The organism is Chryseobacterium piperi, assembly GCF_002285635.2.
Taxonomy (GTDB): Bacteria; Bacteroidota; Bacteroidia; order Flavobacteriales; family Weeksellaceae; genus Chryseobacterium; species Chryseobacterium piperi.
Genome location: NZ_CP023049.2, coordinates 3,412,969 through 3,438,839 on the forward strand (window position 1 = coordinate 3,412,969; position 25,871 = coordinate 3,438,839).

A 25,871-nucleotide genomic window follows, 5' to 3' on the forward strand; every position below is an offset into this window, starting at 1 on the left:
CCGTCTTAGCATAGTATATTGAGTGTGAAGATAAATCAACCGTTGAATAGTTTATTTCTTTTGATTGTTTTCCCTTGTCTCAGTTTTAATGCGTGATAAAATGTTGGGACATCATTAGTCCATTTTTTTAGGATTAAGATAATAGCAATAATTTCAATCCGGGTTAATAGGCCTACCCAGAAGCAGAGATTGAACAGTAGGATTGACTCACATTGCAGAATAATCTGAATAAGTGTTGCAAAAAGAATTAAAGTCCAAATTTTTGCACCTATTGAATGAGTGGCAATTTCTTTTTTAAACTTTAAGAAACTAGTTAAATAAGTTAAAGCTTCAAAAGCAATGAGTATGATCAGTTTGTACATGTTGGCTTTAAAAAAAGTTGGACACTGAATGTAGGTTGCTACAATAACTGAGATAAAAAAGATTTGATCAACTGTAGAATCCAGTCTTCGAAGCTTTTGAGTGGATATATTGAGTTGTCGTGCTATAATACCATCAAAGATATCGGTCAGTAAACCAATTGATAAAAGAATAACGATGATGGTTTGATAATGGTCAATTTGTATAAGGCTTAAATAAATGATCACTAATCCAATAATGAACCTGAAGAGAATTAATAGGGTTGGGATTTTATTCTTCATAAATTTTAGAAAACAATTTTAAAATTCATTAATTGGAAAGATTATTTTGAAAGCTAAATAATACGGAATATTTAATTAAAATGAAAAAGACCTACATTTCTGTAAGTCTTTTTGCTCCTCCTGCTGGGCTCGAACCAGCGACCCTCTGATTAACAGTCAGATGCTCTAACCAACTGAGCTAAGGAGGAATTTTCCTTTGTTTTAAGTGCTGCAAATATAATATGAATATTGATATGAAGCAAATTTTACCTTCAATTATCGATGGTTTTAAACTAAATAGATTGAATTTCAATAAGAAATATTTCGCTTGTCTTTTTATGAAGTCTGATAATCTTAAAATAAATGTCAGGAATATAGCTTTCTAAGCAAAATATATACAACAAAAAAGACTTACATTGCTGTAAGTCCTGTTTTTTATTTCTTTAAATCTTTAAGTATTTCCTGAATGGCCCGTTCAAGCTGAGGGTCATTATCCTGTTGCCGGTCTATAAAGGTGTTTTTAACATAGATATCTGGTTTTACGCCAGTTTTTTCAAGGTTCTGCCCATCCAGGGTATACGTTCCCCATGAAGGAAGTCTATAAGAAGAATTGTCTACAAGGCTTTTTCCGGAAGTGAAGATGATCCAGCGATAAGTATCCTGCCCGATAATTTTTCCGAGTTTCAAAGCTTTGAAACCTGCAGCTGTCATTTCAGCATCACTTAATGAAGCTTCATTAATCAGTAAAACAATCGGCTTTGCTGAAGGTGCAAAATTGGGCTGGGTAGTCATTTTCCCTTCACGGTATTTCCATTGCAAATAAGGTTTTTGAGCAAGGAAATTTAACACCTTATCGTGTACATTTCCTCCTGTATTGTATCGAAGGTCGAGAATAACAGCATCCTTTTGGTTTTCTTGTTCCACCATATCTAACAGGAAGCGATCCAGTTCATCAACAGACATGTTTTTCATGTATGAATAAGCAATGCGGTTGTTGCTCAGCTGATTAACACGCTGGCGATTGTTGAATATCCAATCGTCATACAATAATCCTTTTAGCTCTCCATTTGAAATCGGATGTACTTTGGTTGTTACATCCTTACCATTGCGGTTGAACGTAAGGATAAGCTCATCTTGTTTTTTAGGACTCGTAAAATAAGCTTCGCGATTTTCATGAATGTCAATATTTTTTCCATTTACAGCAGTCAATTGGTCTCCGGGTTTTATATCAACACCAGAGCGGAATGCCGGAGATTTTCTCACAATACTTTCTACGATGTAGGGCTGGTCTTTTTTAAAGATGATTCCGGTTTCATTTGTAAAATAATTAAGGTATCGGGCCTCTTCTTTTCCGGTTGAAGAAAATCCGATATGAGATGAATTAAGTTCTCCTAAAAGATCATTGAGTAAAATTCGCAGATCGTTTCTGTTATTTACGTACGGAAGATATTGGGCATACTGTTCCTTTTTTGCTTTCCAGTTAATCCCATGGAATTTTTCATCATAAAAGTTTTCTTCAACACCCGTCCAGGTTTCATCATACATCTGAGTGAATTCGGATGCCAGGTTTTTATTAAAAGTATACTGAATATTTATTTTTTCGGGTTTTAAAGCAGCCAGGGTCATTTTATAAATGTTACCTTCTATTAATGCAAAAAGAGACTTGTCATTTTTGATGATGTTGTTCGCTGCCTTATCGAAAACCTTTTCTGATTTCGCCGGTTCAAAATCGGTGAAAACTTTTTTGAACAATTGTTTCTTTCCGTTATCCTGATTGGAATTAAAGAATAAGATTTCTTTCTTGTCGTCCAAAACAACAACTGGGTCGTCCTGATACCCATATCTTTCGGTAACCAATTCGATTCTTTCCAGAGTATTCTCAGGATTGATTTTCAACTCTTTTATAACGGGCTCTTTCTCTTCCTTTTTCTCCTTGCTTTCTTCTTTTTTATCTTTTTTGCCTGTGCTATCCTTTGCTGTTTCAGCAGGTTTTGTTTCTTCAGTAAAGAGTTTGTCGAATTTTTCAGATTTGTAAGGTTCATCAAACCAGTCCAGAGCCATTCTGTAAATGTTGGATTTCTGCATACCTAAAGGATAGGAGGGGCTGGTCCTGTCGCTGGTAAAATAAATATATTTACCATTGGGCGACCAGAAGGGATCTTCCTCTGAAACACCAGTATTGGTAAGGTTGATGGTCTTATTTTTTCCAATATTGTAGATGAGGATATCCAGTTCGAAATTTCTTTTTGCAGAGAATAATACATATTCATTATTGGGAGAAAAAGAAGGTTTCGAATTTTGAAATGCCCAGATTTCATCTTTGACAATAGTAGTGGAGCCAAAGTTTTTTAAATCCATTAACCTTACCTCGTCACGACCACTCAAATAAACCGCTTTTGAGAGGTCATTATTAAGGGTTACGTTACGATTATTACGTAAATCAGTTGTTAATTGTTTGGCCTGGCCTTTTCCATCTGCCGGAGTGCTAAACCAGTTTTGATAGCCTTTGTAAGTCTGATTAAAAAGTAATGTACGGTTGTCCTTCAGCCATTTTACTTCCATTACACGCTCTTTTCCATCAGTGACTTGCTGTGTAAATTTTCCTTCAATATCTGAAACAAACAGAACACCACGGCTTACGAAGGCCATTTTTTTACCGTCTGGCGAAACATCATAATAAGAAATAGTATTCTCTATGTTGAAATTTTGTTCTTTTTCCAGTGTCTTATTTGTATTCAAGCTTATGTTCAGAGCTTTTGTGTTTTTTGTAGCAACATCATAAATGTAAAGTTGATAATCCTTTTCAAATATGACTTTAGATCCGTTTGCTGAAACAAAAGGTTTTTTGATAGAGGTCTCAAACTGAGTTAATGCAGTCTTTTTACCATTTTTAAGTTGATAAAGATTATATTCAGCATTATTTTCATCGGAAATAAAGTAAACAACACCATTTTTATCCACGCTTGGATTAAAATCTTTTCCTTCGTAGTTGGTGTACTGCTTGAAAGCGTTGTTTTTGGGATTGTATCCTAAAATATCGGGATTGTTTTCTCCTTTGTAGCGTTTGCGGTGCGTTTGATTGGCGCTTTCCGATGAGCTTGTGAAAAGATACTCTCCATTGGGAGTCTCCGCTAGGCCATTCGTGTTATTAAAGTAATTGTTGAAAAGCTTTTGAGGTGTTTTTCCTTCTACTGTAGTTTTGAAACTGCCAAAATTGTTATTTCTGTTTGAGGTAAAATAAATTGTTTTGCTATCCCATGCCCAGTTTTCCATATCGTCTTTTCCTGTATGAAAAGTAAGTTGTTTAATGGTTCCTCCTTCAGCAGGCATTACGTAAACATCATAATTTCCATATTGGTTGGAGCTGAATGCGAGCCATTTTCCATCTGGAGAAATACGAGGATTGATTTCTTCTCCGTCCAGAGCTGTGATTCTTGAAGCAGTTCCACCATTTGAATCTACTTTCCAGATGTCTCCATCATAAGCAAAATAAGCAGTTTTTCCATCTGGGCTCAATGATGGGCTTGATAAAAAATAAGATTTTTCCTGAGCTGAAATTTGAATAATAGCAAAAGCTGCTAATAAAGAGATAAAGGTTTTTTTCATGAGATAATTAGATATTCCTTGAGATACATAGTGATGGTTTGCGCTGCAAATATTATCTATTGTATCATTTAATAATAAGTTACAAATATCTAATTTTTTAGGGATATCAGTGCTTTTTATACAATTTAAATTCAATGCACATGAAAAATATAAAACAAAAAAAGACTTACATTTCTGTAAGTCTTTTTGGCTCCTCCTGCTGGGCTCGAACCAGCGACCCTCTGATTAACAGTCAGATGCTCTAACCAACTGAGCTAAGGAGGAATGTCCTTTGTTTTTAAGTGGTGCAAATATAGGACGAATATTTATACCAGACAAATTTTTCTTTTGAAAATTTAAAAAATCTTATAATTTCCCGGTAAATATTTTGAAGATATCACTTCCGAAAATCAGTAACATTAAGCCTAACAGGAAGATAACACCAATCATCTGTGCATTTTCCAATACTTTTTGAGGAACTGGTTTCCCGAAAATAATCTCATATAATGTAAACAAAACGTGACCACCATCTAATCCCGGAATAGGAATAAGGTTCAGGAATGCCAGCCAGATAGAGAACATTGCCGTGAAGCTCCAGAATGCTGGCCAGTTGATGGCAAAGCTTCCGTTAGCATCTTTGTCTACAGGCATTGATTTTACAATTGCGATAGGTCCACCAACATTTTTATATCCCTGAATTTTGGAATTAAACATGATTTTAAACTGCTTTACCTGCATTGTTAAAGCCTCGATTGTTCTTCCAAGTCCTCTTGGAATAGATTCTCCGAAAGAATATTTTTTATTCGTAATCAGGTTTCCAAGATCTTTCGTATTGATCTGAACTCCCAATTTCCCGTTTTTGTCAACAGGAACAGATAAAGTCTGAGCTGCTCCGTTTCGTAAAACTTCAAGCTCAACCGTTTTTCCTTTATTTTGGTCCAATGCAGAACTTACTTCATCAAAAAACTGAGTTTTCTTACCATTGATTCCTATTACTTTATCTCCAACGGCTAATCCAGATGTTTTAGAAGTAGGTGTAGCCAAAGAGTCAATAACCATTGGAATCCTTGGGGTAATATACATTTTTGCCTCTCTTTGCTTAATAACATCTGCAACGCCTGATTCATCTATAGGAAAAGTGATTTCTTTTCCATCTCTTAATACAGTTACGTCGTTACTAAAAAGAATATTGATTGCTGTATTTTCTAGTCTTTCAACCGGTTTTCCATCAATGCTGATGATTTTATCACCATTCTGGAAACCCATTTTTTTACCGGCGTCGCTTACACCGATTCCGTTATTGAATTTATTAAGGTCAGTATACGTTTCTCCATTAAAGAAAGATAGTCCACTGTAGATTAGCCATGCTAAAAAAAAGTTTACGGTAACCCCTCCAAGCATAATGATTAATCTCTGCCAAGCTGGTTTTGCTCTGAATTCCCATGGCTGAGCGGGTTGCTTTAATTGCTCTGTATCCATACTTTCATCCACCATTCCCGCAATTTTTACATAACCACCGAAAGGAAGCCATCCAATACCGTATTCAGTCTCACCGATTTTCTTTTTTGCAATAGAAAACCATGGATCAAAAAACAAATAAAACTTTTCTACTTTCGTTTTAAAATATTTTGCCGGTAAAAAATGACCGAGTTCATGAAGGATAACTAAGATAGATATGCTTAATATGAATTGAAAGAGTTTGATTGCTAATTCCATTAATATGTTTTAGATTTTAATTTGCAAAGGTAACAATTATCAAAACTATGCCAAATAAAAAAGCTCCTCATATAGAGAAGCTTTGTCATATAATAGTGGTATTTCTATAAATTAACAGAAACACCTAGGCTGCCATTGTTTCCTACTTCTGCAAACACTCCAATTCTCTCTGTGAAAAAGTACCGGGCTCCAATGTGAGCTCCGATTCCAAAATCTTTACCGACAACTCCCAGGTCTACACCAGGATAGATGTCTAGCTTTTCAGGAAGTTGTAAAGCTTCCTTCAGGTGAAAGTTTAATCTTCCGAAAATAAATACCTTATTATCATTGTTATTGTTTTTGTAGCCACTGAAATACCCGTTGAGTCCTGCTCCTACAGATATCAGCTTGTTTAAACCGTAATCGTAAGTTCCGGTAATTCCGGTTCCATACCCCCACGCACTGAATCCAAGTTGTACCTTCTGATCTCCTTTTCCTGTCCAGGCCTGAGCATTAACGGCGGTTCCAAAAAAGACAACCATAAACATAAAAACCAATTTCTTCATAAATTTTAAATTTTTAACGGTATTAATAAAGAACTATCAGCAGCAAAAATAGAACCGAAATCAATTAAAAATCGTATTTTTATACAAGTATTGAATAAGATTTATGAAAATTATAGGAGTGAATTTAGATATTATCTGGAAAAATAAAAATGGAAATTTTCAACGGATAGAGGATGAGCTTATGAAGCAGGAGGCTGACGTTTTTATTTTACCTGAAATGTTTTCAACCGGTTTTTGTATGGATGCTGCTGAAGTTTCAGATCGTCAGGAAGAGTCTCTGGCATTTTTAAAAAAGATGGCTGAAGAGAAGAACGCGGCCTTTTGTGGAAGTGCTCCGGTTGAACAAAATGGAAATTTTTACAACAGAATGTATTTTGTAAAACCCGGATCGGAAGTGGCTTTCTATGATAAAAGACATTTGTTTTCTTTTTCAGGAGAAGATAAAGTCTATACATCCGGAAAGGAAAGAATCATTGTAGAATATAAAGGGATACGGTTTTTATTACAGGTTTGCTATGATCTCCGTTTTCCTGTTTTTGCAAGGAATAATGATGATTATGATGCAATATTATATGTTGCTAACTGGCCGGAGAAAAGAGTGGGTGCCTGGGAGCACCTTTTAAAAGCCCGGGCTATTGAAAATTTATCTTTTGTTTTCGGCCTGAACAGAATCGGAACAGATGGGAATGATCTTTTTTATCAGGAAAGCTCTCATTGTTTCTTTGCTGATGGAAGAGAGATGGCTCATAAAGATGGAAATATTGTATCTGCAGAACTCAATATGGATGAATTAAAAGAATTCAGAAGTCATTTTCAGTTTTTAAATGACAGGGATGATTTTACTATTAAACTGTAGATAGCCAGATTATAATAAATATAATTCAAATAAAAAAACTGTGAGATTCTCACAGTTTTATTCATATTGTTTTAAAAGTTGAGTCAAGGTATTGACATCATGTACGCCACTTTCCTTCCATAACAATTCTCCTTTTTTGAAGATGGCTAAAGTAGGGACTCCGCGTACTCCGTATTGTGATGCAATGGCCGGATATTGGTCTACATCTACTTTAATGATTCTTGCTCCTTCACCAACATTTTCTTTTACTGTTGTTAAGACCGAAGACTGTACTTTGCACGGTTGGCACCACGTTGCAAAAAAGTCTATTAACACTGGCCTTTCGGAATCAATGATTTCTTGAAATTTTTGTGACATAGCTTTGTTTTATTTAAATTTTACTTTATCATCGGGTGAAAGATTACCGGATCTCCGGGTTTTCATTCTGGATTGCTTTTATATTTTTCCAGCTGGTTCCGTCATAAACATTTTCCACTCCGTTTTTCTTTAGGATTTTCATAGCTTGATCCGCCTGAATTCCTTTGTTGCAGAATACAACTACTTTTTGCTGTTTTTTAAAGAAGTCTATATTTTTCTCAATCTCAGCCAAAGGAATGTTGACAGCATTTTTTGCGCTTCCTTCTTTATATTGTTCAGGAACTCTCACATCTACTAGGGTAACATCAGAGCTGTTTATAATTTCCCGGATATTCATTTGGGGAACCTGAGTGATAGTATTGGTTTTACAGGCACTCCATATAAAAGCTGAAGCAATAATAATTCCGAAAATTTTATATTTCATCCTTCCGCTTATAAGGTTTTTGACTGGCAAACAAAATCGGAAGTAGGGAACTTCTCCGTTTTTTTGATTCCATTAAACCCACCTTCTATTTCGGTGAAATTTCTGATTCCATGCGAATTAAGAATACTGGCAGCAATCATACTTCTGTAACCTCCTGCACAATGTAAAAAGAAATGCTCGGAATCATCAATAGACTTCACCCAATCACTAATCGTATCTAAAGGCTTGTTGTATGCGTTGTCAATGTGCTCTGCAGAATATTCCGTTAGTTTTCTAACATCAATAACTGTAGCGTCTTTTGTGAATTGTTCAGCGAATTCAGCCGGTGAAATTCTTTTGATCTCATCGGTTTCGTTATTTGAATTTTTCCAGGATTTAAATCCTCCGTCCAAATATCCTACTACATTATCAAAACCGACCCTGCTTAATCTTGTAATCACTTCTTCCTCGGTTCCTTCATCTGTTACCAGCAATAGTGGATGTTTTACGTCGATAATTAAGGTACCCACCCATGGTGCGAAGTCTCCTTTTAATCCAATGTTAATAGAGTTTGGAATGAAGCCTCTGTGAAACTCTGCTGCTCCTCTTGTATCCAGGATCAGGGCCCCGGTTTCTTCTGCAAAACTTTCAAAATCATCTACAGAAATTGGAGTTAAGCCTTTATTCATAACAGTATCAAGGCTCTCATATCCTCCTTTGTTTAAAGCGACGTTCATTCCGAAATATTTTGGAGGAGCTGTAAGTCCATCCAATACCTCTCTTATAAAAGATTCTTTATCGGGTTGATTTAAAGCATAATTGGTTTTCTTCTGATTTCCTAAAGTATCCACTGTCTCTTTCTGCATGTTTTTTCCACAAGCAGAGCCTGCCCCATGTGCAGGGTAAACAGTAATGCTGTCATCTAAAGGAATGATTTTACTTTGAAGGCTATCGTACAGAATTCCAGCCAGATCTTCCTGGGTAAGATTAGTGGCTTTTTGAGCCAGGTCAGGTCTTCCGACATCACCTAGAAATAATGTATCTCCTGTGAAAATAGCTGTTTCTGTTCCATTTTCATCAATTAAAAGATAAGTTGTACTCTCCATGGTATGTCCAGGAGTATGAAGTACCTTTATTTTTACGTTTCCGATTTCAAAAATCTGATGGTCTTCTGCAATGATTGCTTCAAATTCAGGCTTAGCAGTAGGCCCGTAAATAATAGGAGCACCTGTTTTTTTGCTCAAATCCAGATGACCGGATACAAAGTCCGCGTGGAAATGAGTTTCAAAAATATACTTTAACGTTACATTGTCTTTTTCGAGACGATCCAGGTAAGGTTTTACCTCTCTCAAAGGATCTATAATTGCAGCTTCATTTTCTGATACTATATAATATGCCCCTTGAGCCAGACAGCCCGTATATATTTGTTCAACTTTCATCTTATATTTTTAACAATTTCGTTGTTATTATTTAATCTACAAAAATCGGCTTTTATTTTTTAAAATCGGTTTAAATAAAGAATCGATAATCATAGAATAAATCTATAAAGTTTTTATTTATTCTAATTTATAAAAGATTTTATAGAAAATCTCATTAGTGTTTTCAGAAACATCTTTGTCAATTTTAAATTGGACATAGTCTTCCTGTTGAGACCCACCTTCCGGATAATCAACCACCCGGTGAAATTTTTCATAAATGTGATTTTTTATTTTTCCGTTTTCAGATATCTTGATCATCTCAGTGAAGTACTTTTTAGTGTCCGGATTGAGTGTCCAGTCTTTTTCATGAGCTTTATAGAAATCAATCATTTTTTCAGTAGCATATACTTCGGAATCAATTTTCATATCGCTGAAACCAGTCAGACGTTCTTTTTTATTGAGTTGTTTACCTATCCATTCTATTTTTGCTTCAGCAGCTTTTATGGTGGCAAGAGTCATCATTGAATCTCTTTTAACTACCGGGGAAAGAAGTATGTCCGGAACTTCATTGATAGGAAGGGTTTTTACTGCAGCAATATTCAGTACTCCAAAATAGTTCTCGGCTTTTTCTTTCATTCCAATCATTTGATCGGATGTCATATCATCGGAAGAAATTCTAATTTTAAAAGTCCAGCCTCCACATTCATAAATGGCAAGAAGGGCAGTTTTGTCAACATACTTTACCCCTTTGAAAAAATCCGGTGTACCTACTGCACTATTAAATGCAGAGTAAACGGAATTTACTGTTAAACTGTCGTTTGAAATACTTCCGAACGAAGGTTTTAAATCGATCCCCTTATTGGAGTTCTGATTAAGGGCATAATCATAGGATAAAAACTCGTCTCTGAGGAGTTGGTTGTTAATTGATTTTTTAGGATAAATATAAAAGGTAAGAACTGTTTTGGTTTTTTTAGTTTTTTGCTGTACATAGCTTACTGCTACATTTTGATTCTTCTGATCAAAGGAATGAACAGCCTCTCTCTGAAACCCCGACCATAATATAGGAAACGTAGTTTTTGTAAACTCATGAGTATAATCTTCTTTCACCTGTAGTTTGGCAGGTTGTTTTCTTTGTTGTGAAGAAAGAATCACAAACAAGAAACTAAAAATAAAGATTAATTTTTTTTTCATAATCGGAATAAGATTGGCTACGGTATTTTCACATACTAAAATAGGGAAAATTTATAAAAAATGAGAACTGAAATTAATCATGAATATAATTTTGAACGCTAAATGTTCTATAAAAATTTTATATTTATAAGTTAAAAAAAATCAAATGGCAGATAAAAAACAATTTATTGATGAACTTAATGCACGATATACTCCAAAGGGAGAGCATATTATACTAGGAAAGGGTATGTTGGATGGAGAGGTAGTGACAGAAGTAAATGTGACGATTCCTTTAAAAACAATCAACCGTCATGGGCTTATTGCCGGAGCTACGGGAACTGGTAAAACCAAAACGTTGCAGGTTTTTGCAGAACAACTTTCTCATGCGGGAATTCCTTCTTTAGTGCTGGATATTAAAGGTGATTTTTCAGGAATTGCAGAGCCGGGAGTTATGAATCCTATTATTGAGGAGCGATATGCGAAAACCCAGCTTCCATATGATCCACAAGCTTTTCCGGTGGAGCTGATGAGTATCTCCGGAGGAAAAGGAGTGAAGCTTAGAGCTACCGTGACAGAATTCGGGCCGGTTTTATTAAGCAAGATACTGGAGCTGAATGATACCCAGCAAAGCATTATGTCCATCGTTTTTAAATACTGTGATGATAAGGGACTTCCTTTAATTGATCTGAATGACTTAAAAAAAGTGTTACAATATGTTACCGATAATGCTCAAGGAAAAGCAGAGTTGGCAGCAAACTATGGCTCAATAGCTCCGGCATCATTGGGTGCTATTCTAAGATCGATTGTTGCTCTTGAACAACAGGGAGCAGCAGACTTCTTTGGGGAACTAAGCTTCGATGTTCAGGATCTTCTTAAAACAAGAGATGGAAAAGGAGTGGTTAATATTTTAAGAGTTTCTGATATCCAGAATAAGCCTCAATTATTTTCAACGTTTATGCTTTCGCTTTTTGCTGAAATATATATGACATTTCCTGAAGAAGGAGATAGTGGGAAGCCTAAATTAGTATTGTTTATTGATGAGGCTCATTTAATTTTCAGAGAAGCTTCCAAAGCACTGCTTTCGCAAATTGAAACTATGGTGAAGCTTATTCGTTCAAAAGGAGTGGGAATTTACTTTATTACACAAATCCCAGGGGATGTTCCTGAAAATGTTCTTTCGCAGTTAGGATTGAAAATTCAGCATGCGTTAAGAGGTTTTACAGCTAAAGATAAAAAGGAGATTTCAAAAGCAGTTGAAAACTATCCGACCACAGAATTCTATAACGCTTCAAGTCTCATCCAGAATTTGGGAATTGGAGAAGCATTTGTCACTGCATTGGATGAAAAAGGTATTCCGACACCATTAGTGCATACCTATCTGATTTCTCCTGAATCCAGAATGGATGTGTTGAGTGATGCTGAGGTTACAGAATTAACGAGTAAATCAGCCATGGTTGCTAAATATGAAGAAGCTATTGATAAAGAATCTGCGTATGAGATACTGACAAGCAGAATGGAGCAGGCTGCACAAAATCCTATGCCTAATCAAAAGGCAAGACCGGTAAAACCAGAACCAGGTATGTTTGAACAGGTATTACAAAGCCAGGCAGGAAGAACTTTTACTTCTACATTAATGAGAGAAGGAGCAAAAGCTATTTTAGGAATGTTTGGTTTGGGAGGAAGAAAAAGATAAGTAGCTCCTCCCATCATTTCAAACTTAATAACCATGAAAAAATTATCATTGTTTTTCTTTATAGGATTAGCTGTTCTGAAATTAATTACGGACAGCATACATAGGCATTTTAGTTTTTTTGATATAATTTTCGTTATTTTGGCGGGATTACCATTATTAATCAATAAAAAATGGCTGTATCAACTATTTGGACGAATTATTTCGTTAATAGGTCTGTATATTGTGATAGCTGTTTTTGCTTTATTGATTAAAGATATTCAAAAAGATCAGTTGCTGTCTACCTTGACTTATGGCATGGGTTATGTATCAAGTGGGATGGCGCTGTATTTTGGACTTATACTGACGGGAATTATTAATGGTAGCCATAAAAATAGTATTATAACATCAACTTAAATGTATTCGATAATAGATATAGAAAGTAATGGTGCAGGTTATAGAAAAGAATGCATTATAGATATTGCCATCTACCGGTATGATGGGCAAAAAATTGTTGACCAGTTTATTTCTCTTGTCAATCCTGAAAGTGATATTACACCATTCGTACAGAAGCTGACCAGCATTACTCCCAAAATGGTTAAAACAGCACCCAAATTTCATGAAATAGCTAAAAGAGTTATTGAGATTACCCAGAATACGACTTTGGTGGGGCATAATATTGATTTTGATTACAGAATGCTTCGTCAGTCATTTAAAAATTTAGGTTATGATTTTCAGATCAATACTTTAGATACTATACCATTAGCCAAAAAGTTGATTCCGGATGAGGTAAGCTATTCATTGGGGAAATTGGTGAAATCTTTAGGAATTCCATTAACCAACCATCATAGAGCTGACGGAGATGCAAGAGCCACTTTAGAGTTGTTTAAGCTTCTGGTTTCTAAGGATACGGAGAATGAAATTATTCAGAAACAGCATGATGAAACCAATGCGAAGACTTATATTAATAAAATCAAGCTTCTGACTCAGGATTTGCCTAACGAAAAAGGATTTGTCTACTTCCAGAATACGGACGGGAAAATTATTCTTTCCGAATATGTTCAGGATATCAATAAGTTTTCAAAAAAAGTTTTTAATTCGAAATCTAAAAAGTGGGAAGGCATTCAAAGAGAAGTTGAGCAGATTAATTTTGAACTGACAGGTACGGATACCATTGCCAGATTGATTCTCAATTCAAAAAATATAAAGAAAAGAGAGGTTCTTCCATTCGGTTTATATTTCAGAAATAATAAATACATCGTTGAAAAAAATACACTGAATAAAGATGAAAGACCTATTCTGAGATTCAGATCTTTTACACAAGGCTCAAAAGCCTCTCAGTTTATTGCTACTCAGAAAGAATATGATGATATTAATGTTTTTAAAAAGAAAATTGACTTTAAGAAGCGGAATGAGCTTTGGCTGGGAACCGGAAGAAAATTAGGTGAAAAGCTATTTTTAATCATCGAAAACGGGAAGGTGGTTTCTTACGGTTTTTACGAGTTGTTTACCCAGATTCAAACCCTTAGCAGGCTATCAAAACTGAAGATCGATTTGCCTCTTTCCTCCGCAGATTTACATAATGAATTACAATTAGCACTGATTCGAGGGGATTTTGAAACCTTACCATTACCAAAATGATAAAAAAGAAGAGGGTGCTTTTCAAATCAATTTTATTAAAATAAAAAATAAATAGTATTTTTGTAAAAAATAAAACGAAGCAATGCAATATTTTAAACAAAATAAAACCGGGAAAAAGGGAGCTGTAAAGTTCTCTAAGGTTTGGAATATTTAAAAGAGTTGTCTTGCATAAAAATAATTAATGTGGCAGACTCTTGAGCAAAGAATCTGCCTTTTTTTATGTTAAAATGAAATTATGAATCCAAAAGAATTATTAAAGATTGCCAATGAGTTTGGCACACCGGTGTACGTTTACGATGCTGAATCTATTAAAACTCAATACGAAAAACTTACATCTTCTTTTTTAAAACACACAAAGTTCTTCTATGCTGCAAAGGCATTGACCAACATCAACATTCTAAAGTATGTCAAGAACTTAGGTGCTTCTTTGGATTGTGTATCTATTAACGAAGTAAAGCTTGGCCTGAAGGCTGGATTTACTAAAGAAAAAATATTGTTTACTCCCAACTGTGTTGATCTTGCTGAAATAGAAGAAGCAATGCAGTACGGCGTACATATTAATATTGATAATATCTCTATTCTTGAGCAATTCGGGAACAAATATGGGAATACTTATCCGATTCTTGTCAGAATCAATCCGCATATTTTTGCAGGCGGAAATTATAAAATATCCACAGGGCATATCGATAGCAAATTTGGTATTTCTATCCACCAGGTTCGTCATATCGAAAGAGTAATGAAGAGTACCAACCTTAATGTTGAGGGTCTTCATATGCATACGGGAAGTGAAATCAAAGATCCGGATGTATTTTTACAGGCATTGGAGATTATGTTAGAGCTTTCTGAACATTTTCCTAATCTGAAATACCTGGACATGGGTAGTGGTTTCAAAATTCCTTATCAGGAAAGTGAAATGGAAACCGATGTGAAAACACTGGGTAAAAAAGTTGAGAAAGTAATTTCCGATTTTTCTAAAAATACAGGGAAAAAATTTGAATTATGGTTTGAGCCGGGAAAATTCCTTGTTGGAAAAAGCGGATACCTTTTAGTGAAAGCTAATGTTATCAAGCAAACCACGGCTACAGTTTTTGTTGGGGTTAATTCAGGATTCAATCACCTGATCCGTCCTATGTTCTATGATTCTTACCACACTATTGAGAACTTATCAAATCCGAAAGGACCTGAGAGAATTTATACCGTAGTAGGGAACATCTGCGAAACGGATACTTTTGCCTGGGACAGAAAATTAAATGAAGTAAAAGAAGGAGATATTCTTGCTTTCCATACGGCAGGAGCATACGGATTTGAAATGAGTTCGAACTTCAACTCCAGATTGAAGCCTGCAGAGGTTTTATTCTTAGACGGAAAGTCACATCTGATCCGTAAGAGAGATGAATTTGAAGACTTATTGAGAAATCAGATTGAAGTATTATAATTTCATCCGCTCATCAATTCAGAAATTAAATTAAAATATATCAAGGCTCTGCAGAAAATTGCAGAGCTTTTTTTATGGAAATTAACAGGAAATTAATAGTGAGCTTCAATGGTAATCCTAAAATAATTAATTAAATTTGATAGAGATTATAAATTTTCAAACAGAAAAAATCTCTATTAATTTATACTCAAATTCTGTATTTCCAGATCAATTAACTACCAAAAAATATTAATTATGGCTAAAAACATAGCGGAGCAAATCGTTGAAATGCTCGAAAATGCAAATGTGAAAAGAATTTATGCAGTAACAGGTGATAGCCTTAATCACTTGAATGTTGCAGTTAAAAAAAGCAATATTGATTGGATCCATGTAAGACATGAAGAAGTAGGAGCGTACGCCGCCGCCGCTGAAGCGGAACTTGATGGCTTTGCGGTATGCGCCGGAAGTAGTGGTCCTGGACATGTTCATCTTATTAATGGAGTTTACGAGGCACACCGGTCTCATGTTCCTATGTTAGTAATTGCCTCTACAATACCGAGTAATGAAATGGGGACAGATTACTTTCAGGAGACCAACACTATAAAATTATTTGATGATTGTAGTTATTACAATCAAATGATCACAAGACCCGAACAGGTACAGAGAGTTGTACAAACGGCAATTCAACATGCCATATCTAAAAAGGGGGTAGCCGTTATTGGCCTTCCTGGTGATGTTTCAGAAATGGATGCAGAAGAAGCTACTACATCATCACAAATATTCAAAACCAATCCTATTGTCCGTCCTTCAGATGATGAATTAACTCATTTGGCAAAACTTATCAATGAAAATGAAAAGGTGACAATTTATTGCGGGATTGGAGCTGAAAAAGCCAATCCTGAAGTCGTAGGATTGTCGCGTCTTTTAAAAGCGCCCGTAGGATATTCATTTAGAGGGAAGATGGCAATTCAGCCCAATAATCCAAATGAAATTGGACTGACAGGTTTATTGGGACTCCCGTCAGCGTATCATGCTATGCATGACGCAGATCTTGTTATTCTTTTAGGAACGGATTTTCCGTACCAAAAATTTATGCCTGTTAAAAACAAAATTGTTCAGATTGATGAAAGCCCTGAAAGATTAGGGCGAAGAGCAAAACTGGAATTAGGACTCACCGGCGATGTAAAAGAAACTATTAAAGCATTGCTGCCTTTATTAAAAGAAAAAACAAATGCAGATTTCTTGAATCAGCAATTGGAATTCTATGAAAAAGTAAAAGAAAATCAACTTACTTATGTAAAAGACTTCGGAAAAGAAGATGCTATTCAGCCGGAGTATGTTACCTACACTTTGGATCAGATAGCTAAGAAAGATGCTATTTTTACGGTAGATACCGGGATGTGTTGTGTTTGGGGTGCCAGGTATATTACAGGGACCGGTGAACGTAAAATGTTAGGTTCATTTAATCATGGTTCCATGGCGAATGCTATGCCGATGGCAATTGGTGCATCATTAGCATATCCGAACCGACAAGTAATTGCAATGTGTGGAGATGGCGGATTATCAATGCTGTTAGGAGATATGGCTACGATTTTCCAATACAAACTACCGATTAAGCTGATTGTTTTCAATAACAGGACCCTCGGAATGGTAAAGCTTGAGATGGAGGTTGGCGGAATGCCTGATAACGAAACGGATATGATTAATCCTGACTTCGCTTTGGTAGCCCGTGCAATGGGATATCCTGGTAAAAATATTCACAGCCCGGAGGATGTTGCCGGAGCAATTCAGGAGTGTCTTAATCATGATGGTCCGTATCTTTTAAATATTTTCACCAACCCTAATGCTTTGGCTCTGCCTCCAAAAATAGATTTTGATCAGGTAGTAGGAATGACCAAGTCTATGGCTCAACTGATGTTAGGCGGGAAAATGGAAGAAGTTTTGGAAACCGTAAAAAGTAATTACAAACATATTAAGGGGCTATTATAATGAGAAGGCGGTGATAATTCCAAACTGGTCTAGTAATTTTAATATTCGGAACTGAAACATAATCACTATGGTAGAGATTATATCTATTCCACATGCAGTTTGATTATCGGGATTACTTTGGAAATACTTTAAAACTTCACGCAAAGCGTGAAGTTTCTTTTGATCAGAACGTAGAAGAAAAATAAAATAGATTGTATAGATCTCGTTAAAGCTCTGCCATTCTGTCACAATATTTTGTATCTTTGCAAATTAATTATTTAAAGTTTAGTGTTCAGATTCAAAGTTGTGGAGAGAATGCTTTAAGCTTTGTGATTTAAAACTTAAATTGATTATCGTGCAAGAAAAATATATAGACGAAACAAAACAGGGAGAAGCTTTTGCTATTGCTGAAAGAGTGGGGAATTCTAAGAAATTATTTTTAGAAAGCTACGGCTGCCAGATGAATTTTTCTGATTCTGAAATCGTTGCGTCCATTCTTAATGAACAGGGATATAATACCACACTAAAGGTAGAAGAAGCGGATCTTATTCTTTTAAATACATGTTCTATCCGTGAAAAGGCTGAACAAACTGTAAGAATGCGTCTTTCTCAGTTTAAAAATCTTAAAAAAGAAAGACCGAATATGACGGTTGGTGTTTTAGGATGTATGGCCGAGCGATTAAAGACTAAATTCTTAGAAGAAGAGCAATTGGTTGACCTGGTTGTTGGTCCTGATGCCTATCGGGATTTACCTAATCTTTTAAAAGAAACCGAAGATGGAAGAGACGCCATTAATGTTATTCTTTCTAAAGAAGAGACCTATGCAGATATTAATCCGGTACGGTTAGGAGGAAATGGAGTTACTGCTTTCGTTACGATTACGAGAGGATGTGATAATATGTGTACCTTCTGCGTTGTTCCGTTTACAAGAGGAAGAGAAAGAAGCCGCGATCCTCATTCTATCCTTGAAGAATGTAAAGACCTTTGGAATAACGGATATAAAGAAATTACTCTGCTAGGACAAAATGTTGACTCTTATCTCTGGTATGGAGGAGGTCCTAAAAAAGATTTTGCCAAAGCTTCAGAAATGCAAAAAGCAACGGCTGTTGATTTCGCTCATTTACTTGATCTTGTGGCTAAAGCAGTTCCTAAAATGAGAATCAGATTCTCTACATCCAACCCTCAGGATATGAGTTTAGATGTATTCAGAACGATGGCGAAGCATGAAAATATTTGTAAATATGTTCACTTGCCGGTTCAGAGTGGAAGTAATAAGATGCTGGAAGCTATGAACAGACAGCACACCCGTGAAGAATATTTGGATTTAATTAAAAAAGCGAAAGAAATTGTTCCGGATGTTTCTTTTTCTCAAGATATGATCATTGGTTTCTGTAATGAAACTGAAGAAGATCATCAGGATACGTTAAGTCTGATGAGAGAAGTGGAGTATGACTACGGTTATATGTTTGCTTATTCGGAGAGGCCGGGAACTCCTGCTCACAAAAAAATGGAAGATAACATTCCTGCTGATGTCAAGCAAAGACGTTTAGCGGAGGTTATTGCATTGCAAGGAGAGCTTTCGAGAAAACGTATGAGGTCTTATGTCGGAAAAGCACATCAGATTCTTATTGAAGGTATTTCTAAAAAGAATAAAAACCAATGGAAGGGTAGAAATTCCCAGAATGCTGTTTGTGTTTTTGATATGCTTGAAGGGCAAAAGATAGGTGACATTGTGAATGTTTTTGTTTTTGACAATACACAAGGCACACTTTTAGGGGAAACGGTTTTATAATTTGTATAAAATAAGAGTGAAAAACTTTCTATTCATATTATTTTTATTTCCATTGTTTATAAGCTGTCAAACAGAAAAAAATGTGGTTTCAAAATATGCTGCTCATGTGGGCGATATCACTTTTGATGAAAAGCTTGATAATCCTGGTTTTAAAAAATGTTTGGATAAAGAGTTTGGAATTCAATATTATAATGATTCTCAGGGTTTTCAATATAAAGGAGAGAAAATTTCGATTGAAGAAAGTTTGAAATCTGCTAAGATTCAGGGAGACGAAAAATCAAATGGGTATATAACGATAAGGTTTTTAGTTAACTGTAGAGGTGAGACGGGTTTGTTTAGAGTACAACAAATGAATCTAAATTATGAAAAAAACCTGGTAGATAAAGATTTAGAAACAAAGCTTTTAGATTTCACAAAATCTTTAAAGGGATGGATTCCTAAAAATTTAGAAGGAATAAAAGTAGACTATTACCAATATTTAACATTTAAAATAGAAAATGGAAAAGTTTCAGAAATATTGCCTTAGCCTCTTAGTATTTGTTGTTTATGTTAATTTGCAATCACAGGTAAACTGTAATACTATAGAAGGTGAAGATTGCAAAAAAGCTTGTGAAATATATAACTCTTTAGAGTCTGTAGGCCAAGGGGATAGAAAGTCACAAGAAGGATTTGATACAGCAATAGAGCTCTGCCCGACTTTTTCAAATGTTTATAAAGAAAAATCAGTCCCTTATCTTAAAAGTGGGGATTTTATTACCTGGAAAATATGGATAGATAAAGCAGTAAACTTGGAGCCTAAAATGCATTTGGGCTATCGAGGTTGGTGCAAATATCAGTTTCTAAGAGATTATAAAGGAGCGATTGCTGATATTGAAGCTTTAGAGAAAATGTATCCTACAGGATATTTAGGGTATTCTTCCAATGGAGATTATGAGCTGCATATCGTAAAAGGCCTGTGTTATTCTGCACTTGGTGGAAAGGAGAAGGCTATATCGATTATTGAAAATCAACTTTCTAAGAAAGATCATAATATTGGTTTTTATGATTATTATCAGTTGGGCGTTATCTATTTCGAAACAGGAAAATATGATAAGGCCTTAGAGAATTTTGAAAGACAAAGCAAAGAAAATGACTTTGCAGAAAATATATATTTTAAGAGTAAAGTTTCAAAAGTTAGAAACAAAGATTATTTAGATTTAAAAAAGTTAGCATTGGCAACGTATGACCAGGGTAAAACCATGAAGGACGGTTATACTCATCATTTTAACAAAGTTTACAGAAAGGAAATAGAAGAACTGTAAACAGAATTTAAGTCTATAATCAAAAATTTACTTATGAGCGTCGAATTACAAAATATAAAAAATCGTTTTGGAATAATCGGAAACTTTCCTGCACTGAATCGTGCTTTGGAAAAATCCATCCAGGTGGCACCAACAGATATTTCCGTTTTGGTTATCGGAGAAAGTGGTGTAGGAAAAGAATTTATTCCTAAAATTATTCATTCAGAATCCAGAAGAAAACATCAGCCATATATCGTTGTCAATTGTGGAGCGATCCCTGAAGGAACTATAGATTCCGAACTGTTCGGACACGAAAAAGGAGCCTTTACGGGAGCAACAGCAACAAGAAAGGGATACTTCGAAGTAGCAGATGGAGGAACCATATTTCTGGATGAGGTTGGAGAGCTTCCTTTACAAACACAAGTACGATTACTAAGAGTACTGGAAAGTGGAGAATTTATGAAAGTGGGATCCTCCCAGGTTCAGAAAACCAACGTAAGGATTGTTGCAGCAACTAATGTCAACATGATGAAGGCTATCCATGACGGAAGATTCCGTGAGGATCTGTTTTACCGTCTAAATACGGTACAGATTGATATGCCACCTTTAAGAGAAAGGAAAGGAGATATTCATTTGTTGTTCAGAAAATTCGCAATAGACTTTGCAGAGAAATACAGAATGCCTGAATTGGTACTGGAGCCCAGTGCCGTTCATTATATAGAAAATTACAGTTTTCCGGGAAATGTCCGACAGTTAAGAAACCTGGTCGAACAAATGACTGTGGTAGAAAGAGATCGCAGTGTGACTGTGGAGAAGCTGGCAGAATATATTCCAATGGAAACGCATTTGCCAATGGTGGTGAATACTCCTGCAAGCCAGAAACAAAATGATTTTGGAAACGAGAGAGAGATCATGTATAAGATTCTTTTTGATATGAGGAATGACATTAATGATCTTAAATCGTTGACTTCTGAGTTGATTAAAAACAGAGGAACTGGTGAATTAAACTCCCAGGAAAAAGCTTTGATCAGCAGACTTTATACTCAGGAATCTCAGCCGGCTTCAAATTCTAATTCCTTACTATATTTTGAAGATAATAATCATCCGATAGTTCAGACTCCGACTATTATTTCAAATCCTGATGACAGTTATGAGGATATTGAAGAAATTGAAATCGAAGAGAACCATCCGGAATCCCTTTCTCTTCAGAATAACGAAAAAGATTTGATTATTAAAGCTCTGGAGAAGCATAAAGGGCGTCGGAATAAAGCAGCTGATGAACTGGGTATTTCACAAAGAACCTTGTATAGAAAAATAAAACAATATAATCTGGAAGACTAATATGATGAACATTAAGGCAAAGCCAATCGATTTTAAATTAAACGAATATCTGAATAAAGGCTTTGAGCTTCTAAAGAAAGATTTTGGAAATTTTTTAGTGGCTTACATCTTTTGTATGGTAATGTCCATTATTCCTTTCTGTGGATTGTTGGCATTTGGGAACTTTTACAAGTATTGCAGAAAAGTAAATAAAGGAGAACCTGCCAACGTTGGGGATATTTTTAATTTCGACGACTTTGTGCCTTATTTTATTGTACAGCTAATTCTTATTGGAGCTGTGTTTGCTCTGTACATTCCAATGTTTTTTATCATCCCTTTTGCCGGAGCAGCTGGCGAAGGAAATGATGTACCCTCAGCAATGCTGTTGTTTATGATTCCCTATATGCTGTTTATTTTTATCGCTATTTTTATTGTAGCTTTACTTGGATTTTATATGCCTGGACTCATCTCCCTGAAAAAAGTATATGATATCAAGACGGCGTGGACTATGTCAAGGATGATGACAAAAAATAATCTGCTGTCTATTTTCTTATTTGCTATTGTAGTGGGATTTCTATCTCAATTAGGGATACTTCTTTGTGGTATTGGTATTTTAATTACAATGCCTTATTTTTATACAACCCATTATTTTGCTTATGAAGATGCCATTCAGCAAATAGAATATGACGAAATAAAAGAAATCGGATTGAAAAATGAATTTTAATATTAAAAATATCAGTATAATGAAGCTAAAGATAGTGGGGCTTTTGTTGTTTTGTGTTAGCATTTTAAACTCATGCTATAGTTTTACAGGATCATCTCTAAAAGATGAAAAAACAATTCAGATCAATGAATTTCCGAATAATGCAGCTTTAGTGAATCCTACTTTATCTCAACAGTTTTCTACAGATATTCAGAATCGTTTTTTACAGAGAACAACATTGAAAGGAACGAAAGAAAATCCTGATATTTTAGTAGAAGGGGAAATCACAGATTATTCCATTACTCCTACAACCATTAGTTCCAATACTCAAACTACCTCGACAGGGGGAGTGGTGCAGGAATCTCAAAATAAATTAACAATCACCGTAAAGGTGCATTATGAAAATAAATTACACCCGGATTTAAGCTTTGACAGAACCTATTCTGATGAAGCTGTATTCAATAACAGTTTATCTCAAAGTGCTATTGAAACGTCACAGGTGAGAATTGTAAACGAGAGAATCATTAATAAGATATTTAACGATATTGTAGCGAACTGGTAATAAGATGAATAATAGAGTTTTAGAATTATTAAAGAACCCCAAAAACATTCAATCAGAGGATCTTCATCTTTTGAAAGAGGAAATTAATTCTTTTCCCTATATTCAAAATATCAGAGCCCTGCATTTGTATGGAGTTCATCTTTATGATCAGGAGAATTATCAAAAAGAGCTTTCTACCACTGCGGCCTATACCACCGATAAAAAAATTCTTTATCAGCTGATTAATGGGAAAATAGAGGAAAAAGCAAAACCAGAGATCATTGAAACTAAAAATGTAGCGAAGGAAGGAAATGCTTCCAGGTATTTTCCTAAAAATAATTCATTCCCCATCAGAAGGGATGAGTTGTCTGAAAAGGCACAGGTATCTCAGGAAAACATTTCTGTTGATCTGCAAACTCCTAAAGAAGAAATCAAACCAGTTTTCGTCAATGGAGAACGGAACAGGATTCTGTTTGAGGGAGAAGAGAATTTCTTAGATGAAAAAGATCACGATATTATTGATATTGAGTCTACGGTTGAATCAGGGACTATTGTTACGCAAAGATCAGACGCTGCCAATCCTCTTCAAAAAGAAGATGTTCAGCAGAATGAATTAGCTTCAAAAAGTGAAGACGCAGAAGTTAAAATAATGCCGGATACGAACACTGATCTGCCAACTTCTTCCGAAGAAGATCATGTAATAATTGAGGGGGTTGTTAATGAAGATCAGGTTTCAAGTCAAGAAACGCAAGCAGTTTCAGCTGAAAGAATTATTTCAGAGGATATGCAGCCCACTGTTTTTACTCCTGAGGAAATTATCAATGAGGATAAAATTGCAACTGAAGCAGATCAAGAAAAAGTTTCAGATGAGGCTGAATTGAGCTTTCACGGAACAGATTCATTTATGCCTGATGTAAAAATACAATCTAACTCTACTGATGAGCTAACGAAAGCTGAAATTTCTCAGCCGGAGTTCAATAAACATGAGGAAGAAATGAGAAGGCTGATTGAAGAAGTAGAGAAAAAGATGAAGGCGAGTAAGGAATTACCTGTCGAAGAAGAAAGAGCAGAGATTGAAACGGTTAGTCATGATATTAATTTTGCCGAAACTCAGGAATTTAATTTGGATTCCGTAGCGGTAAAAGAAGAAGATGCCAAAGAGCAAGAAAATAATGTTCCTGAGATAAAAGAAGTTGCTGAAGATGAGGCTGAGAAAATTGAGGAAGAAGTAGATAAAGAAAAGGAAGTTCCTGAGGTAGAGCCTTTAGTAGAATCTGCATGGAAGCCAATGAGCTTTGAATCTCATGTTCCGGATTCTTTAATCGATAAAAAGTCAGAAAAAGTTCTGCAGCCAAAAGAAGAACCTATTAAAGAAGAGGCTTTAGAAGATAAAAATAATCAGACAATAGAAGAGGAGGAGATCTCTAACGTTGTGGAAACTCAACCTGAAGAGGTTACAAATGTAGAAGAAGCTCAATCTGCACAGCAAGCCGATCAGGCAGAAGAGAAAAATGAAGAAGCCCCTGTATTGAATGTTTCTTTCTTTAGTTCTGATATTTCAAGCTGGACAACAGGAAATAAAAAAGAAGAAGAAAATACAGAAGGCAGAGTACCATTAGAAAAGTCGATAGAAAAAATGGCTGTAGATCTTGCTGATAGTAATATTCCGGGGTTTATCAACACCTGGCAGAGCTGGCTGAAAATCGACCGTACGGAACCGCAGCCTGAAAAACCTAAAGCAGAAGTCAAAAGCAAAGTCATTGAATCTTTCATTGAAAATAACCCGAAGATAAGTCAGTTGAAAGAAGAAAGCAGTTTTGTGGTTAAAGAAAAAAACGATGATATTTCGCATTTGATGACAGAGACGCTTGCCAACCTGTACTTTGAGCAAAAGCTATATACAAAAGCTATAAAAGCCTTTGAAATTCTTGCCGGAAAACATCCTGAGAAAAAAGCTTATTTTGAAGATAAGATTCAGGAAGTGAAAGATATGAGAGGTAAGAATTAAGTAGGCAACAAAGGTTAATTACAGAGAATCGGAAATATCTGTACTTGATTTTCTTTCCTTTATCATACATAAACAGTACGTTCTCATAAAAGATATAAAAAAGATTGAATCCTGAATTCAATCTTTTTTTATTTTTCAAGAGTTGAGTAAGGTGGCTAAATAACCATTATTAGTTAAATATCAGATAAAATCCCACAGATCCCAAAAACGGATAAGGTTTGTATTGTGTTCAGAAATATTTATTCAGCTACCTTTTTATTTCTTTTCAAGCTTCGTAAGGCTTTCCGGCCTAATACCACAACTAGGATTACCAGAATAATAGCAATAATTGCAGCAATTACTGGTACTGCCATAGCTAGTATAGACATAATTCCGGCTCCGGCTGTTTCTGTGGTTCCAACAATAGAATTTCCGAGCCCTCCTGTCGTTGCCGTTGACGCTGCTCTGATTCCGGCAAATCCTGAACTGATGGTGGCGGCTGTTCCGCCACCTGCAATGAGCGCCAGTGCCCACTGGGGGAATGTCCCAAAATCTGCAAATTGACTTGCAAATAATATAGTACCGGCTGCGGTGGCCATAGGTACAGAAATCGTATCGAGCAAGTGATCAATGAATGGAATATAATAGGCTAAAATTTCTACAATAGTTGCAATTCCTGTTGTGATAAGAGTTGGAAGCCCGGCGAGCCATTCAAATTGTTCGCTCATGGGAATCCAGTGAAAATAAGATGCAAGACTTACCGCAAACATGGGAAGAAATACTCTAAAACCCGTTGCAGCAGAAAGGCCAATGCCTATAAATGCACTCAGGATATAAGGGAAATAGGGAATATTGTCTAACATATTAATTTTCAAATTGGTTGTGT

At 35.5% G+C, this 25,871-nt stretch carries 22 protein-coding genes and 2 tRNA genes; 13 read left to right on the top strand and 11 right to left on the bottom strand.

Translation table 11 applies throughout. The annotated features are described in order from the left end of the window. Nucleotides 1-35 precede the first annotated feature (35 nt). From CJF12_RS14920 to CJF12_RS14945, 6 genes are all read right to left on the bottom strand, one after another. Nucleotides 36-641 (bottom strand): CDP-alcohol phosphatidyltransferase family protein, encoded by a 606-nt coding sequence (locus CJF12_RS14920; protein WP_034681424.1) that lies wholly within the window; start codon nucleotides 639-641, stop codon nucleotides 36-38. A gap of 114 nt (nucleotides 642-755) precedes the next feature. Next, nucleotides 756-829: transfer RNA gene (locus tag CJF12_RS14925), tRNA-Asn, on the bottom strand. A gap of 226 nt (nucleotides 830-1,055) precedes the next feature. Beyond that, complete coding sequence (locus CJF12_RS14930) at nucleotides 1,056-4,226, bottom strand: S41 family peptidase (protein WP_034681425.1); 3,171 nt, start codon at nucleotides 4,224-4,226, stop codon at nucleotides 1,056-1,058. A gap of 187 nt (nucleotides 4,227-4,413) precedes the next feature. After that, nucleotides 4,414-4,490, bottom strand: a tRNA-Asn gene (locus tag CJF12_RS14935). 81 nt (nucleotides 4,491-4,571) lie between these two features. Further along, entirely contained in the window at nucleotides 4,572-5,921 is a 1,350-nt protein-coding gene (gene rseP / locus CJF12_RS14940) for an RIP metalloprotease RseP (RefSeq protein ID WP_034681426.1), read from the bottom strand. A gap of 104 nt (nucleotides 5,922-6,025) precedes the next feature. Next, on the bottom strand, nucleotides 6,026-6,466 hold the full coding sequence (locus CJF12_RS14945; RefSeq protein ID WP_034681427.1) for a DUF6646 family protein: 441 nt from the start codon (nucleotides 6,464-6,466) through the stop codon (nucleotides 6,026-6,028). A 103-nt stretch (nucleotides 6,467-6,569) separates the two neighbouring features. On the opposite strand from CJF12_RS14945, the gene CJF12_RS14950 reads away from it, so the two are divergent. Then, nucleotides 6,570-7,322 carry a nitrilase-related carbon-nitrogen hydrolase gene (locus CJF12_RS14950; RefSeq protein ID WP_034681429.1) on the top strand — a complete coding sequence of 251 codons (753 nt, stop codon included), beginning with the start codon at nucleotides 6,570-6,572 and terminating at the stop codon, nucleotides 7,320-7,322. A 57-nt stretch (nucleotides 7,323-7,379) separates the two neighbouring features. Here the strand turns inward: CJF12_RS14950 and CJF12_RS14955 are convergent, their stop codons facing one another. The 4 genes from CJF12_RS14955 to CJF12_RS14970 form a co-directional block, all read right to left on the bottom strand. Then, nucleotides 7,380-7,679: a thioredoxin family protein gene (locus tag CJF12_RS14955; protein WP_034681431.1), complete on the bottom strand. Its 300-nt coding sequence runs from the start codon at nucleotides 7,677-7,679 to the stop codon at nucleotides 7,380-7,382. A gap of 43 nt (nucleotides 7,680-7,722) precedes the next feature. Next, a complete protein-coding gene (locus CJF12_RS14960; RefSeq protein WP_051887168.1) occupies nucleotides 7,723-8,103 on the bottom strand; it encodes a rhodanese-like domain-containing protein in 381 nt (126 codons plus the stop codon). 8 nt (nucleotides 8,104-8,111) lie between these two features. Further along, complete coding sequence (locus tag CJF12_RS14965; protein ID WP_034681433.1) at nucleotides 8,112-9,521, bottom strand: MBL fold metallo-hydrolase; 1,410 nt, start codon at nucleotides 9,519-9,521, stop codon at nucleotides 8,112-8,114. Nucleotides 9,522-9,638: 117 nt separating this feature from the next. Further along, nucleotides 9,639-10,691 (bottom strand): hypothetical protein, encoded by a 1,053-nt coding sequence (locus tag CJF12_RS14970; protein WP_034681434.1) that lies wholly within the window; start codon nucleotides 10,689-10,691, stop codon nucleotides 9,639-9,641. A gap of 145 nt (nucleotides 10,692-10,836) precedes the next feature. On the opposite strand from CJF12_RS14970, the gene CJF12_RS14975 reads away from it, so the two are divergent. From CJF12_RS14975 to CJF12_RS15035, 12 genes are all read left to right on the top strand, one after another. Then, nucleotides 10,837-12,363 carry a helicase HerA-like domain-containing protein gene (locus tag CJF12_RS14975; RefSeq protein ID WP_034681436.1) on the top strand — a complete coding sequence of 509 codons (1,527 nt, stop codon included), beginning with the start codon at nucleotides 10,837-10,839 and terminating at the stop codon, nucleotides 12,361-12,363. Between the two features lie 33 nt (nucleotides 12,364-12,396). Continuing rightward, nucleotides 12,397-12,756: a hypothetical protein gene (locus CJF12_RS14980; RefSeq protein ID WP_034681437.1), complete on the top strand. Its 360-nt coding sequence runs from the start codon at nucleotides 12,397-12,399 to the stop codon at nucleotides 12,754-12,756. Beyond that, a complete protein-coding gene (locus tag CJF12_RS14985; RefSeq protein ID WP_034681440.1) occupies nucleotides 12,757-13,980 on the top strand; it encodes a 3'-5' exonuclease in 1,224 nt (407 codons plus the stop codon). It begins immediately after the preceding gene. 235 nt (nucleotides 13,981-14,215) lie between these two features. Further along, nucleotides 14,216-15,415, top strand: coding sequence for a diaminopimelate decarboxylase (gene lysA / locus CJF12_RS14990; RefSeq protein ID WP_185097159.1), 1,200 nt, complete (start codon nucleotides 14,216-14,218; stop codon nucleotides 15,413-15,415). A gap of 234 nt (nucleotides 15,416-15,649) precedes the next feature. Further along, a complete protein-coding gene (locus CJF12_RS14995; RefSeq protein ID WP_034681444.1) occupies nucleotides 15,650-17,383 on the top strand; it encodes a thiamine pyrophosphate-dependent enzyme in 1,734 nt (577 codons plus the stop codon). 334 nt (nucleotides 17,384-17,717) lie between these two features. Beyond that, entirely contained in the window at nucleotides 17,718-19,154 is a 1,437-nt protein-coding gene (miaB, locus tag CJF12_RS15005; protein ID WP_034681448.1) for a tRNA (N6-isopentenyl adenosine(37)-C2)-methylthiotransferase MiaB, read from the top strand. Between the two features lie 16 nt (nucleotides 19,155-19,170). Then, nucleotides 19,171-19,680, top strand: a complete 510-nt coding sequence (locus tag CJF12_RS15010) for a hypothetical protein (protein ID WP_034681450.1) — start codon at nucleotides 19,171-19,173, stop codon at nucleotides 19,678-19,680. Next, on the top strand, nucleotides 19,652-20,455 hold the full coding sequence (locus tag CJF12_RS15015) for a tetratricopeptide repeat protein (protein ID WP_034681452.1): 804 nt from the start codon (nucleotides 19,652-19,654) through the stop codon (nucleotides 20,453-20,455). The genes CJF12_RS15010 and CJF12_RS15015 overlap by 29 nt, the downstream gene beginning before the upstream one ends. Nucleotides 20,456-20,488: 33 nt before the next feature. Further along, a complete protein-coding gene (locus CJF12_RS15020) occupies nucleotides 20,489-21,775 on the top strand; it encodes a sigma-54 interaction domain-containing protein (protein ID WP_034681454.1) in 1,287 nt (428 codons plus the stop codon). A 1-nt stretch (nucleotide 21,776) separates the two neighbouring features. Further along, the gene (locus tag CJF12_RS15025; RefSeq protein WP_034681455.1) at nucleotides 21,777-22,478 is read left to right on the top strand and encodes a hypothetical protein; all 702 of its coding nucleotides are present in this window, start codon (nucleotides 21,777-21,779) and stop codon (nucleotides 22,476-22,478) included. A gap of 19 nt (nucleotides 22,479-22,497) precedes the next feature. Then, complete coding sequence (locus CJF12_RS15030; protein WP_228379051.1) at nucleotides 22,498-23,019, top strand: LptE family protein; 522 nt, start codon at nucleotides 22,498-22,500, stop codon at nucleotides 23,017-23,019. A gap of 4 nt (nucleotides 23,020-23,023) precedes the next feature. After that, nucleotides 23,024-25,006 (top strand): hypothetical protein, encoded by a 1,983-nt coding sequence (locus CJF12_RS15035; protein WP_051887169.1) that lies wholly within the window; start codon nucleotides 23,024-23,026, stop codon nucleotides 25,004-25,006. Between the two features lie 239 nt (nucleotides 25,007-25,245). On the opposite strand, the gene CJF12_RS15040 is transcribed toward CJF12_RS15035, so the two are convergent. Further along, nucleotides 25,246-25,848 (bottom strand): DUF4126 domain-containing protein, encoded by a 603-nt coding sequence (locus CJF12_RS15040; RefSeq protein ID WP_034681457.1) that lies wholly within the window; start codon nucleotides 25,846-25,848, stop codon nucleotides 25,246-25,248. Between the last annotated feature and the right edge of the window lie 23 nt (nucleotides 25,849-25,871).